Source organism: Streptomyces caatingaensis (genome assembly GCF_001187435.1).
GTDB lineage: Bacteria > Actinomycetota > Actinomycetes > Streptomycetales > Streptomycetaceae > Streptomyces > Streptomyces caatingaensis.
This window is the reverse complement of sequence record NZ_LFXA01000009.1, coordinates 47,053-59,820: the sequence shown is the minus strand read 5'-3', so window position 1 is coordinate 59,820 and position 12,768 is coordinate 47,053. Positions and strand designations below refer to the sequence as shown.

Below are 12,768 nucleotides of genomic sequence, written 5' to 3'. Positions count from 1 at the left end.
CCTCCGTAGACGTACTAAGGGGTACTCATGCACGCGACGCCGCCACGGAAGCGCCTCGCGAAACGACTGGCCACGACGGCCGTCCTCGCCGCCACCGCCGGTGTCCTCACCGCCGCCCCCGCCGGGGCGGCGATCTTCCACCACGGCCACCGGACGGTCGACGTCCAGCTGCTGTCCTTCAACGACCTGCACGGCAACCTGGAGGCCCCGCAGGGCTCCTCCGGCACCGTCACCGAGGACCAGCCGGACGGCTCGAAGAAGGTCATAGCCGCCGGCGGCATGGAGTACCTGGCCAGCGCGCTGCGCTCGGCCCGCAGGGGACACGAGTACTCGATCACCGCGGCGGCCGGCGACATGATCGGCGCCAGCCCGCTGGTGTCCGGCCTCTTCCACGACGAGCCGACCATCGAGGCCCTCAACAAGCTGAAGCTGGACGCCACTTCGGTCGGCAACCACGAGTTCGACGAGGGCAAGGACGAGCTGCGGCGCATGCAGCACGGCGGCTGCCACCCGAAGGACGGCTGCTTCGAGAAGGGCATCTTCGGCAAGGCCAAGAAGTTCCGCGGCGCCGACTTCCCCTACCTCGCCGCGAACGTCACCGAGGAGAAGACCGGCAAGCAGCTCCTCAAGCCCTACACGATCTGGCGCCACAAGGGCGTCAAGGTCGGCATCATCGGCCTGACGCTCAAGGACACCCCCGGCGTCGTCACCGCCGAGGGCGTCAAGGGCCTGAAGTTCGCCGGCGAGGTCGAGACGATCAACAAGTACGCGGACGAGCTGGACCGCAAGGGCGTCAAGGCCATCGTCACCCTCGTCCACGAGGGCGGCATGCCCGCCTCCGGCTCCTACAACTACGACTGCGACACCCCGGGCGCCGGCGCCGGCATCTCCGGCCCGATCGTGGACATCGCCAAGAAGGTCTCGCCCAAGGTGGACGCCCTCATCACGGGCCACACCCACCAGGCGTACAACTGCACCATCCCGGACCCGGCCGGCAACCCCCGCACGGTGACCTCCGCCGCCTCCTTCGGCCGCCTCTACACCGACACCACGCTCACGTACGACCGCCGCACGAAGGACTTCGTCCGCACGCCGGTCCAGCACGCCCGCGCCGCCAACCACGTCGTGGACCACGACCGGCCCAAGGCCGCGGACATGACCGCCCTCATCGACCGCTGGAAGAAGCTCGCCGCCCCGGTCGCCAACCGTCCCGTCGGCTACATCACCGCCGACATCAACGGCCGCGGCTCCGACGCCTACGAGAAGCCGCTCGGCGACGTCCTCGCCGACGCCCAGCTGGAGGCGCTCGCCCCCGCCGACAAGGGCGGCGCCCAGATCGCCTTCATGAACGCCGGCGGCGTCCGCTCCGACCTCGCGTACAAGGCGTCCGGCGACGAGGGCGACGGCGTCGTCACCTACGGCGAGGCCTTCACCGTCCAGCCGTTCACCAACCTGATGCAGACCGCCGACCTGACCGGCGCCCAGGTCATCTCCGTCCTCAAGCAGCAGGTCAGCGGCCCGGTCAACGGCTCCCAGCCCAAGATCCTCCAGATCAGCAAGGGCCTGACCTACACCCTGGACCTGACGAAGTCCGGCGCCGACCGCGTCGTCACCTCCTCGGTCAGGCTCGACGGCCGGCCGATCGACCCGGCGAAGACCTACCGCGTCGCCGCCAACGTCTTCCTGATGGGCGGCGGTGACGGCTTCCCCGCCTTCACCGAGGCCAAGAACAAGGCCAACGGCGCCTCCGACCTGGACGTCTTCCTCGCCTACCTCGGCGCGCACGCCAAGAAGGACGCCCCCCTGGCCCCGCCGAAGGCCGACCGCATCACCATCGTGAAGTAACCCTCCCGGTCTCCTCCCGAGGGCCCGCGCCCGTCACGAGCGCGGGCCCTCGGCCGTCCCCGGCCCGTCCGGCAGCGCCGGCGGCTCCACCGGCGCCCCCGGCAGCCGCAGCACCGCCACCGTGCCGCCGCCCTCCGCCGGGCGCAGCGCCACCTCGCCGCCCGCCCGGCGCGCGGTGCGGGCCACGATCGACAGGCCGAGGCCGCTGCCGGGGAGGCTGCGGGCGGACGGCGAACGCCAGAAACGGTCGAAGACGTGCGGGAGTTCGTCGGCCGGGATACCGGGGCCGTGGTCGCGGACGGTCAGCTCGCCGGCGGCGAGGCGGATCTCCACCGTGCCGCCGGGCGGGCTGAACTTGACCGCGTTGTCGAGGAGGTTGACCACCGCCCGCTCCAGGGCGGGCGCCTCGGCCCGGACGTACCAGGGCTCCAGCTCCACCACCTCCAGCGTGAGCCCGGCGGCGCGCAACCTCGCCCGCGCCAGGGCGCGTTCGACCGTCTCGTGCAGGCCGATCACCTGCGCCGGACCGGCGCCCGGCGCCCCGTCCGGGCGGGACAGCTCCTGCAGGTCGCCGATGAGACCGGCCAGTTCGGTCATCTGCGCCTTGACGCTGCCGAGCAGCTCCTTGCGGTCCTCCGGCGGGATCGCCCGCCCGGACTCCTCGCTGCGGACGAGCAGGTCGATGTTGGTGCGCAGCGAGGTGAGCGGGGTGCGCAGTTCGTGCCCGGCGTCGGCGATGAGCTGCTGCTGCCGGTCGCGGGAGGAGGCCAGCGCCGCCGTCATGGAGTTGAACGAGCGGGAGAGGCGGGCGATTTCGTCCTCGCCCTCCACGGGGATGCGCACGGCCAGGTCCTCGGTGCGGGCGATGTGCTCGGCGGCGTCGGTGAGCTGGTCCACCGGGCGCAGCGCGGCGCGGGCGACGACCAGGCCGATGGCGGCGGCGCCGAGGACGCCGATGCCGGCGGTGACGACGAGGACGAGCGCCAGCGCGTTCATCGGCTTGTCGATGTCGCCCGTGGGCTGGGCGATCATCACGGCGGTGCCGCCGGGCCCCTGGCTGGTGGCGACGCGCATCTCCGTGCCGTCCCTGGTGCGCGCGTCGTGCAGCGCGTCGGCCGCCTGCCGGTCGGCCACCGCGAGATCGGCCGGGCCGACGTCGATCGGCGACTTGCCCACCTGGGTGCAGACCACGCCGTCGGACGTGACGACCTGGACGGTGTACGGGGTGGGGTAGACCAGCTCCTTGGGCACCTGGGTGCCGCAGTTCCGCAGGAGCTGGGTGACGCCGTCGGTGCCGACGCTCTGGTTGGTGAGCGCGGTGTCCCGCTGCTCCTCCAGCTGCTGTCCGGTGAGGATCCAGCAGGCGCCCGCCGCCACGGCGACGGCGACCGCGACGGCGGCGGCCGTCAGCAGGGCGAGCCGGGAGCGCAGCGGCAGCCGGCGGAAGCGCTCGATCATTCGCCGTCCGCCCGCAGGACGTAGCCGACCCCGCGCACGGTGTGCACCAGCCGGGGCTCGCCACCCGCCTCGGTCTTGCGCCGCAGGTACATCACGTACACGTCCAGGGAGTTGGAGGACGGCTCGAAGTCGAAGCCCCAGACCTGCTTGAGGATCTGCTCGCGGGTGAGCACCTGGCGGGGGTGGTGGAGGAAGAGTTCGAGGAGGGTGAACTCGGTGCGGGTGAGCTCGACCTTGCGGTCGCCGCGGGTGACCTCCCGGGTCACGGGGTCCATCCGCAGGTCGGCGAAGGCGAGGGTGGGCGGCTCCTCGGCGGGCGCCGTGGCGGCGGCGTACGAGCTGCGGCGCAGCAGGGCGCGGATGCGGGCGAGGAGTTCGTCGAGCTCGAAGGGCTTGACGAGGTAGTCGTCCGCGCCGGCGTCGAGGCCGGTGACGCGGTCGCCGACGGTGTCGCGGGCGGTGAGCATGAGGATGGGGGTGGTGACGCCGGAGGCGCGCAGCCGGCGGGCGGCGGTGAGGCCGTCCATGCGGGGCATCAGCACGTCGAGGACGATCAGTTCGGGGTCGTAGGCCGCCGTCTTCTCGACCGCGTCCAGGCCGTCGACGGCGAGCTCCGTGGCGTAGCCCTCGAAGGCGAGGCTGCGGCGGAGGGCCTCGCGGACGGCGGGTTCGTCGTCCACGACCAGGATGCGGGCGGGGTCGGCGGGGCTCATCGGCGTACCTCGTGTGCTGGTGCTCGGCGAACGGCTGCTGATCCCCAGCTTCGCATGCGGTCGGTCACGCGCTCAGTCGCCGCTGCCGCCCGCGCGCAGCGAGGCGAGGTCGGCCTTCACGTCGTTGACCGGGATGGCGAAGCCGAGGCCGACGCTGCCGGCGGTGTCGGAGGAGCCGCCGCCCGAACCCGGGGCGAACATGGCCGAGTTGATGCCGATGATCTCGCCGTTCATGTTGATGAGGGCGCCGCCGGAGTTGCCGGGGTTGAGGGAGGCGTCGGTCTGGATCGCCTTGTAGGTGGTGCGGGACGAGCCGGTGTCGCCGTTGTACTGGTTGCCGCCGAACTCGAACGGCCACTGGCGCTGCGGCTGCCGGCTGCCGCCGCCGGACTCCTTGGGGACGGTGACCTCGCGGTTGAGGGCGGAGACGATGCCGCTGGTGACGGTGCCGGTGAGGCCCTCGGGGGAGCCGATGGCCACGACCTGGTCGCCGACCTTCAGCTTGCCGGAGTCGCCCAGCTTGGCGGCCTTGAGGCCGGAGGCGCCCTGGATCTTTATCAGCGCGAGGTCCTTGCCGGGGTCGGTGCCGACGACCTTGGCCGTCTTCGTGCTGCCGTCGTTCAGGGTGACCTGGACGGTGTCGGCGCCCGCGACGACGTGGTTGTTGGTGACGACCTCGCCGTCCGCGCTGATGATCACGCCGGAGCCGGTGGAGCGGCCGCCGTCGGTGTTCGCCTTGATCTCCACGATGCTGGGGCTGACGGCCTGGGCGACGGCGCTGACCCCGCCGCTCTTGACGGAGGCGTTCTGCACCTGGGTGCTCTGCCCGCTGCCGCCGCCGTCCTTCCCGGTCAGCCCGCCCACCAGGGCCGCCGAGCCGCCGCCCACCAGGGCCGCGACGAGCGCGCAGGCGGCGACGAGGGCGCCGGCGCGGCGGGGCCTGCGGCGCTCCCCGGGGGCGGGGGCCGGGACGGGGGCCGCGGCGAAGCCGGCGTACGGGTAGGGGCCGTGGCCGCCGTCCCCGCCGTGGCCGCCGCCTCCCGGCCACACGGTGGCGCCCTCCGGGGTGCTCACCGGGGCCTGCGGCGGGTGCGGCGGGGGGCTCGGCCAGGCGTGGACGGGCTGGTCAGGGTGCTGGGGGCCGCCGTGGCGGGGGTTCTCCGTCGTCATGTCTACGACTGTCCTCCCGGTTCATGAGAACAGTCTGAGCGAGGGCTGAGAAGGGCGCCAGAAGCGCTGCGCCGCTCGAGCGCGCTGCGCGGGCGGCCCTGACGCGCGGCGGTTCAGCCGCAGCCGCAGGAGCGCCGCACCACCAGCGCCGAGGGGAACTGCTTCAGCCGCTCCCGCCGCGTTCCGGTGAACCGCAGCCCGTCGTCCAGGACGAGATCCACCGCCGAGCGGGCCATCGCCTGCCGGTCCGACGACACCGTCGTCAGCGGCGGATCCGTGAGGGCCGCCTCCTTGACGTCGTCGAAGCCGGCCACGGCCAGCTCGCCGGGGATGTCGATGCGCAGCTCCCGCGCGGCCCGCAGGACGCCGATGGCCTGGTCGTCGGTGGCGCAGACGATGGCCGGCGGCCGGTCGGGGCCGGCCAGCAGCTCCAGGGCGACCCGGTAGGCGTCGTACCGGTTGTAGGGGGCCTGGAAGAGGCGGCCCTCGGTGGGCCGGCCGGCCTCGCGCATGGCCCGGCGCCAGCCCTCGACGTGGTCGGTGACGGGGTCGCCGACGGCGGGGGTGTGCTCCAGGCCGCCGAGGCAGGCGACATAGGGGTGGCCGTGCTCCAGGAGGTGGCGGGTGGCGAGCTGGGCGCCGCCGACGTCGTCCGTCACCACCGCGACGTCGTCGATCGCGTCGGGGCGGCGGTGCATCAGCACGACGCGGGCGTCCCACGCGTCGATCTCCAGGGCGGCGTGCTCGCTGGGGCCCTGGCTGATGAGGATCAGCCCGGAGACCCGCATGCCCAGGAAGGCCCGCAGATAGTGGACTTCGCGCTCGTCGAGGTAGTCGGAGTTGCCGACGAGGACCATCTTGCCGCGCTCCGCCGCGGCCTGTTCGACCGCGTGCGCCATCTCCGCGAAGAACGGCTGCCGCGCGTCCGGGACGATCAGGCCTATGAGGTCCGTGCGGCGGGAGGCCATGGCCTGGGCGACCCGGTCCGGCCGGTAGCCCAGCTCCTTGATCGCGGCCAGCACCCGCTCCCGCGTCGCCGGTGCCACCGGGCGCGGTCCATTGTTGATGACGTAGCTGACCACCGCGGTGGATGTCCCCGCCAGCCTCGCCACATCGTCCCGCGTCACCTTGGCCACGGCGGGCAGTCTACGCGGGTCCACCTACCGTTTGGCCGGTCGAGCGCTCTTCGTCCGCGCGGGCTCGGGGGCGGCGACCGCGGCCGGGGCCGCGGGCGGGTCGGCCGGGTCCGGCTTCTCAGATTTCTCCGGCTTCTCCGGCTTTTCCGGGAGGACGAAGCGGTAGCCGACGTTCCGGACAGTGCCGATCAAGGACTCGTGCTCGGGCCCCAGCTTCGCCCGCAGCCGCCGCACGTGGACGTCCACGGTGCGGGTGCCGCCGAAGTAGTCGTAGCCCCAGACCTCCTGGAGCAGCTGGGCCCGGGTGAACACCCGCCCCGGGTGCTGCGCCAGGTACTTCAGCAGCTCGAACTCCTTGAAGGTGAGGTCCAGCACCCGGCCCTTGAGCTTGGCGCTGTACGTCGCCTCGTCCACGGAGAGGTCACCGGTGCGGATCTCCATCGGGCTGTCGTCCGCCGAGATCTGCTGCCGGCCCATCGCCAGCCGCAGCCGCGCCTCCACCTCGGCCGGGCCCGCGGTGTCGAGGAGGACGTCGTCCACGCCCCAGTCCGCGGTGACGGCCGCCAGCCCGCCCTCGGTGACCACCAGGATCAGCGGGCAGCCCGGGCCGGTCGAGCGCAGCAGCTGGCACAGGCTGCGGACGTGCGGGAGGCCCCGCCGGCCGTCGATCAGTATGACGTCGGCCCCCGGCACGTCCACCAGGGCCGGGCCCTCGGCCGGGGCCACGCGCACGCTGTGCAGCAGCAGTCCGAGCGCGGGCAGTACCTCGGCGGAGGGCTGGAGGGCGTTCGTCAGCAGCAGCAAGGAGCTCATCGGCGGTCACCGCCGTCCCGGTTCGTACCTTTCGCGTGCTCGCTTCGCTCGCCCATGACGTCGGTTCCTCCTCGGTCCCCGCCACGGATGCGGGGGAGAGTACGGGTGCCCGAATGCACAAAAGGACCCGGGGGCGGCTCTGCCCGGATCCTCTCTGCGCAGCAGAATAACCCACATGACTTCCCCGGGCCCCGGCGACTTTGCCCGACCTTGTGTTTCGTCGATCACTTCGGGTGGTCATCGCATCGTCCTCTTGACGGCGGACGGGGTGCGGCTCGAGGCGTCCTACCGGCCCGGCCCGGGGGACTCCGTCCTCGTGGTGGCCCACGGCTTCGGCGGCTCCCTCGACCGGCCCGCCCTGCGGCGCGCGGCCGCGGTCCTCGCCCGGCACGCGGCCGTCGTCACCTTCTCCTTCCGGGGCCACGGCCGCTCCGGCGGCCGCTCCACCGTCGGCGACCGCGAGGTCCTCGACCTGGCCGCGGCCGTACGGTGGGCCCGCTCGCTGGGGCACCGGCGGGTGGCCACCGTGGGGTTCTCCATGGGCGGATCGGTGGTGCTGCGGCACGGCGGCCTGTACGTACCCGGGCCCGTTCCGGAGCACGCGGGGCGCACGGGAGCACACGCGGACGCCGTCGTGTCCGTCAGCTCGCCCGCCCGCTGGTTCTACCGCGGAACCGCTCCCATGCGACGCCTCCACTGGGCCGTGACCCGCCCCTCCGGCCGCCTCGCCACCCGGCTCGGCCTCCGCACCCGCGTCCACGCCACCCCCTGGGACCCGGTCCCCCTCTCCCCCCGTGGCAGCAGCGGCACGCATCGCCCCCCGCCCACTGCTCATCGTCCACGGCGACCGGGACGCGTACTTCCCCCTCGACCACCCCCGATCCCTCGCCACGGCCGCCCCCACCGCAGAGCTGTGGATCGAACGGGGCTTCGGCCATGCGGAGGGAGCGGCGGAAGCCGCCCTGCTGGAACGGATCGCCCGATGGGCGGCGGGGTAGACCTGCCCCCCGGCCCCTCCCCCGAGGGGCCCCCTCACTCCGTTCCTGCCGCACTACCGCGCGGGGCAACGCGGCTGCGCCGCGCTCGTCCGCAGGCTCCCCGCGCGGAGCGCGGGGTTGCGGGGTCCGGGGCGGAGCCCCGGAGAGGAGACTGGGGGCGCGGCCCCCGGCGGGGGGGCAGGCGTGCAGCCCAGCCCGGGGATCACTGGGCGCAGCCCCACCCGAGGGCGCAGGGAGCGCAACTCCCGCCCCCCCCGAGCAGAGCACGGCGCGAGAGTGCCGGCCCCCGCCCCCCAGCAGGGCGCAGGCGCGCAGCCCCGCCCGGGGTGCAGGGGGCGGAGCCCCCGCTCACCGCGCGGAGCGCGGTCGGGGGTCGGGGCCTGCCCCGGAGGAACCCGGGGCTCGCCCCGGAAGAAACGGTGAAAGGGCGGTGCTGGGGCAAAACCCCCTCACCGGCACGGGCCCTACGCCCCTACGCCCCCTCCGCCACCACCGGCTGCGCGAACTGCGCCGCGTAGAGGCGCGCGTAGGCACCGCCGGAGGCGAGGAGCGATTCGTGATCGCCCTGCTCGACGATCCGGCCGGACTCCATCACGAGGATGACGTCCGCGTCGCGGATGGTGGACAGACGGTGCGCGATGACGAAACTCGTGCGGCCGGAGCGCAGTTGGGCCATCGCCTGCTGGATGAGGACCTCGGTCCGCGTGTCGACGGAGCTCGTCGCCTCGTCCAGGATCAGGATCTCGGGCTCCGTGAGGAACGCCCGGGCGATCGTGATCAGCTGCTTCTCACCGACGGAGACGTTGGACCCCTCGTCGTCGATGACGGTGTCGTACCCGTCGGGCAGGGTGCGGACGAAGCGGTCGACGTGCGTGGCCTTGGCCGCCGCGACGATCCGCTCCATCGAGGCGCCCTCCGCCCCGTACGCGATGTTCTCCGCGATCGTCCCGCCGAAGAGCCACGTGTCCTGGAGGACCATGCCCATGTGGGAACGGAGTTCCTCACGGGACAGGGACGCGATGTCGACCCCGTCCAGCGTGATGCGCCCGCCCCCGACCTCGTAGAAGCGCATGAGCAGATTGACCAGGGTGGTCTTGCCGGCCCCCGTCGGCCCGACGATGGCGACCGTCTGGCCGGGCCGGACGGTCAGCGTCAGGTCGTCGATCAGCGGCTTGTCGGCGTCGTAGCGGAAGGACACCTTCTCGAAGGAGACCTCGCCGCGCACCGGCCCGAGCGCCCGCGCGTCCGCCGGCTCCGCCGACTGCTCGTCCGCGTCGAGGAGTTCGAAGACGCGCTCGGCGGAGGCGACGCCGGACTGGACGAGGTTGGCCATGGAGGCCACCTGCGTCAGCGGCTGGCTGAACTGGCGCGAGTACTGGATGAACGCCTGGACGTCACCGATCGACAACGACCCGCTCGCGACGCGCAGTCCGCCGACGACGGCGACGAGCACGTAGTTGAGGTTGCCGATGAACATCATCGCGGGCTGGATGAGCCCGGATATGAACTGGGCCTTGAAACCGGCCCGGTAGAGCTCCTCGTTCTCCCGGCGGAAGATCTCGGCGGACTCCTGCTGCCGGCCGAAGACCTTGACCAGCGAGTGCCCGGTGTACATCTCCTCGATGTGCGCGTTGAGCTTGCCCGTCGAGGCCCACTGGGCGACGAACTGCGGCTGCGCGCGCTTGCCGACGGCGGTGGCGACCAACACCGAGACGGGCACGGTGACGAGCGCGACCAGGGCCAGCAGCCAGGAGATCCAGAACATCATGGCGAGCACGCCGACGATGGTCAGGACGGACGCCATGATCTGGCTGAGCGTCTGCTGGAGGGTCTGCGCGATGTTGTCGATGTCGTTGGTGGCCCGGGAGAGGACCTCGCCGCGCTGCTGCTTGTCGAAGTAGCTCAGCGGCAGCCGGCCGAGCTTCTCCTCGACGTCCTGCCGCAGCCGGAAGACGGTGCGCTGGATGGCCGTGGTGACGACCCGCCCCTGGAGGAAGCTGAAGAGGGAGGCGCCCACGTAGATCAGCAGCACCCACAGCAGCACGGTGCCGACCGCGTCGAAGTCGATGCCCTGGCCGGGGGTGAAGTCGACGCCGGACAGGACGTCGGCGACGTTGCCGTGACCGGAGTGCCGCAGCCCCTCCAGGGCCTGCTCGCGGGAGGTGCCGGCGGGCATCTGCGCGCCGATGACCCCGGAGAAGATCAGGTCCGTGGCGTGGCCGAGGACCTTGGGGCCGACGACGGTGAGCGCCACACTGGCCACGCCGAGCAGCAGCACGGTCGCGACTCTGGCCTTCTCCGGCCGCATCCGGGCGAACAGCCGGCGGCTGGAGCCCTTGAAGTCCATGGACTTCTCGGTGGGCTGGCCGCCCATGTGGCGCATGATGCCGGTGGCCGGGGCGGGACCGCGGCGGGACGCCGCCTTGGGTTTCTCGGCGGCACTCACGCGGCCTCCTCCTCCGTGAGCTGGGAGAGCACGATCTCCCGGTAGGTCTCGTTCGAGGCCATCAGCTCGGTGTGCGTTCCGGTGCCGACGACGTGCCCCTCGTCCAGGACCACGATCCGGTCGGCGTCGCGGATCGTGGCGACGCGCTGGGCGACGATGACGACGGTGGCGTCCCCGGTCTCCTCAGCGAGGGCCGCGCGCAGCCGGGCGTCGGTGGCGTAGTCGAGCGCCGAGAACGAGTCGTCGAACAGGTAGATCTCCGGCCGGCCGACCAGGGCGCGGGCGATGGCCAGGCGCTGGCGCTGGCCGCCGGAGACGTTGGAACCGCCCTGCGCGACCGGGGCGTCGAGCCCGCCCTCCATGGCCTCGACGAAGTCCCGCGCCTGCGCGGTCTCCAGGGCGCGCCACAGCTCCTCGTCGGTCGCGTCGGGGCGCCCGTAGCGGAGGTTGGAGGCGATGGTGCCGGAGAAGAGGTAGGGCTTCTGCGGGACGAGCCCGACGGCGCGGGAGACCGCGGCCGGGTCGAGCTCGCGGACGTCCACCCCGCCCACCAGGACCTCGCCCCCGGTGGCGTCGAAGAGCCGGGGGACGAGGCCCAGCAGCGTGGACTTGCCGCTGCCGGTGGAGCCGATGACGGCGGTGACCTCGCCGGGGCGGGCGGTGAGCGTGACGTCCTTGAGGACGGGCTCCTCGGCGCCCGGGTAGCGGAACTCGACGCCGCGCAGCTCCAGGTGGCCGCGCCGGCGCAGCCCGGTGACGGGCGCGGCGGGCGGGACGACGCTGGAGTCGGTGGTGAGGACCTCGTTGATGCGCTCGGCGCAGACCTCGGCCCGCGGCACCATCATGAACATGAAGGTCGCCATCATGATCGACATCAGGATCTGCATCAGATAGGCGAGGTAGGCGGTCAGCGCGCCGATCTCCATCCCGCCGCTGTCGATGCGGTGCCCGCCGAACCACAGGACCGCCACCGACGACACGTTCACCACGAGCATCACGGCGGGGAACATCACCGACATCAGCCGGCCGGCCCGCAGCGAGACGTCCATCAGCTCGGTGTTGGCGGTGCCGAACCGCTCGCGCTCATGGGTGTCGCGGACGAAGGCGCGGATCACGCGGATGCCGGTGATCTGCTCGCGCAGCACGCGGTTGACGGTGTCGATGCGCTTCTGGACGCCGCGGAAGACGGGCCGCATCCGCCGGACGATCAGCATCACGATCACGCCGAGCACCGGCACGATCGCCAGCAGCAGGGCGGACAGCGGCACGTCCTGGTTGAGGGCCATCACGATGCCGCCGACGCACATGATGGGCGCGGTGACCATCAGCGTGAACGACATCAGGGTCAGCATCTGGACCTGCTGGACGTCGTTGGTGGTCCGGGTGATCAGGGACGGCGCCCCGAACTGGCCCATCTCGCGCGAGGAGAAGGACTGCACGCGGTCGAAGATCTCGGCGCGCAGGTCGCGGCCGAGGGCCATGGCCGTGCGGGCGCCGAAGTAGACCGCGCCGACGGCGCAGACGATCTGGGCCAGGGTGACGGCGATCATCACGCCGCCGGTGGTCAGGATGTAGCCGGTGTCGCCCTTGACGACACCGCCGTCGATGATGTCGGCGTTGAGGGTGGGGAGATACAGCGTGGCCAGCGTCTGCACGAGCTGCAGAAGCACCACCAGCGCGATCGGCCGGGAGTAGGGCTTCAGACGAGCCCGGAGAAGACGTACCAACACACCAGCAGCCTAAGCGAACTCCATTCATGGGATCCCCTGGTTTTTCCCCGGTTCTCGCCGGGTTTCCCGGCGCTGCGCCGGGGCCGGTCCGCCACCCGTCATCATGGAGGCGCACGAGAGAGACCAATGAGAACCGATGAGAACGTGGAAGCGGGGTGGGCCGTGGTGACCGCAGACCCGGCGCGACCGGCGCCGACGGGCACGATCCGGTACTGGGCCGCGGCGAAGGCCGCCGCCGGCGCCGGCGAGGAGCCCTACGCGGCGGGCACGCTGGCCGAGGCGCTGGCGGCGGCCCGGGAGCGGCACGCGGGGCGCCCGGAGTTCGCGCGGGTGCTCGCGCGCTGCTCCTTCCTCGTGGACGGCGACCCGGTCGGCACCCGCGAGCACTCCACGGTCCGGCTGGCCGAGGGCGGCACGGTGGAAGTGCTCCCGCCCTTCGCAGGAGGGTGAGAAACCGGC

The 12,768-nt window shown here is 72.6% G+C and carries 9 protein-coding genes and 1 pseudogene; 3 read left to right on the top strand and 7 right to left on the bottom strand.

The genetic code is table 11. From position 1 onward, the window contains the following. The first annotated feature begins 27 nt into the window (after positions 1–27). Positions 28–1,845 carry a bifunctional metallophosphatase/5'-nucleotidase gene (locus AC230_RS13550; RefSeq protein ID WP_049716436.1) on the top strand — a complete coding sequence of 606 codons (1,818 nt, stop codon included), beginning with the start codon at positions 28–30 and terminating at the stop codon, positions 1,843–1,845. 33 nt (positions 1,846–1,878) lie between these two features. On the opposite strand, the gene AC230_RS13545 is transcribed toward AC230_RS13550, so the two are convergent. From AC230_RS13545 to AC230_RS13525, 5 genes are all read right to left on the bottom strand, one after another. Continuing rightward, positions 1,879–3,303 (bottom strand): sensor histidine kinase, encoded by a 1,425-nt coding sequence (locus AC230_RS13545; RefSeq protein WP_049716435.1) that lies wholly within the window; start codon positions 3,301–3,303, stop codon positions 1,879–1,881. Then, positions 3,300–4,016: a response regulator transcription factor gene (locus tag AC230_RS13540; protein ID WP_049716434.1), complete on the bottom strand. Its 717-nt coding sequence runs from the start codon at positions 4,014–4,016 to the stop codon at positions 3,300–3,302. The genes AC230_RS13545 and AC230_RS13540 overlap by 4 nt, the downstream gene beginning before the upstream one ends. 72 nt (positions 4,017–4,088) lie before the next feature. Further along, positions 4,089–5,186 (bottom strand): S1C family serine protease, encoded by a 1,098-nt coding sequence (locus AC230_RS13535; protein WP_049716433.1) that lies wholly within the window; start codon positions 5,184–5,186, stop codon positions 4,089–4,091. A 113-nt stretch (positions 5,187–5,299) separates the two neighbouring features. Next, on the bottom strand, positions 5,300–6,322 hold the full coding sequence (locus AC230_RS13530) for a LacI family DNA-binding transcriptional regulator (RefSeq protein WP_049716432.1): 1,023 nt from the start codon (positions 6,320–6,322) through the stop codon (positions 5,300–5,302). A 24-nt stretch (positions 6,323–6,346) separates the two neighbouring features. Further along, entirely contained in the window at positions 6,347–7,135 is a 789-nt protein-coding gene (locus tag AC230_RS13525) for a response regulator transcription factor (protein WP_049716431.1), read from the bottom strand. A gap of 175 nt (positions 7,136–7,310) precedes the next feature. On the opposite strand from AC230_RS13525, the pseudogene AC230_RS13520 reads away from it, so the two are divergent. Further along, positions 7,311–8,133, top strand: a pseudogene (locus tag AC230_RS13520) (alpha/beta fold hydrolase). Between the two features lie 472 nt (positions 8,134–8,605). Here the strand turns inward: AC230_RS13520 and AC230_RS13515 are convergent. Both AC230_RS13515 and AC230_RS13510 read right to left on the bottom strand, forming a co-directional pair. Continuing rightward, a complete protein-coding gene (locus tag AC230_RS13515) occupies positions 8,606–10,507 on the bottom strand; it encodes an ABC transporter ATP-binding protein (protein WP_049716974.1) in 1,902 nt (633 codons plus the stop codon). Between the two features lie 68 nt (positions 10,508–10,575). Beyond that, positions 10,576–12,309: an ABC transporter ATP-binding protein gene (locus AC230_RS13510; RefSeq protein ID WP_157868570.1), complete on the bottom strand. Its 1,734-nt coding sequence runs from the start codon at positions 12,307–12,309 to the stop codon at positions 10,576–10,578. 162 nt (positions 12,310–12,471) lie between these two features. Here AC230_RS13510 and AC230_RS13505 point away from each other — a divergent pair, with 162 nt between their 5' ends. Next, entirely contained in the window at positions 12,472–12,759 is a 288-nt protein-coding gene (locus tag AC230_RS13505; protein WP_049716430.1) for a MoaD/ThiS family protein, read from the top strand. The last annotated feature ends 9 nt before the right edge of the window (positions 12,760–12,768 follow it).

What these genes read in the sequence shown, in the direction of transcription:
- AC230_RS13550 (WP_049716436.1), top strand. Translation starts at nt 28, where the DNA reads ATGCACGCGACGCCGCCACGGAAGCGCCTCGCGAAACGACTGGCCACG.
- AC230_RS13545 (WP_049716435.1), bottom strand. Translation starts at nt 3,303, where the DNA reads ATGATCGAGCGCTTCCGCCGGCTGCCGCTGCGCTCCCGGCTCGCCCTG.
- AC230_RS13540 (WP_049716434.1), bottom strand. Translation starts at nt 4,016, where the DNA reads ATGAGCCCCGCCGACCCCGCCCGCATCCTGGTCGTGGACGACGAACCC.
- AC230_RS13535 (WP_049716433.1), bottom strand. Translation starts at nt 5,186, where the DNA reads ATGACGACGGAGAACCCCCGCCACGGCGGCCCCCAGCACCCTGACCAG.
- AC230_RS13525 (WP_049716431.1), bottom strand. Translation starts at nt 7,135, where the DNA reads ATGAGCTCCTTGCTGCTGCTGACGAACGCCCTCCAGCCCTCCGCCGAG.
- AC230_RS13515 (WP_049716974.1), bottom strand. Translation starts at nt 10,507, where the DNA reads ATGGGCGGCCAGCCCACCGAGAAGTCCATGGACTTCAAGGGCTCCAGC.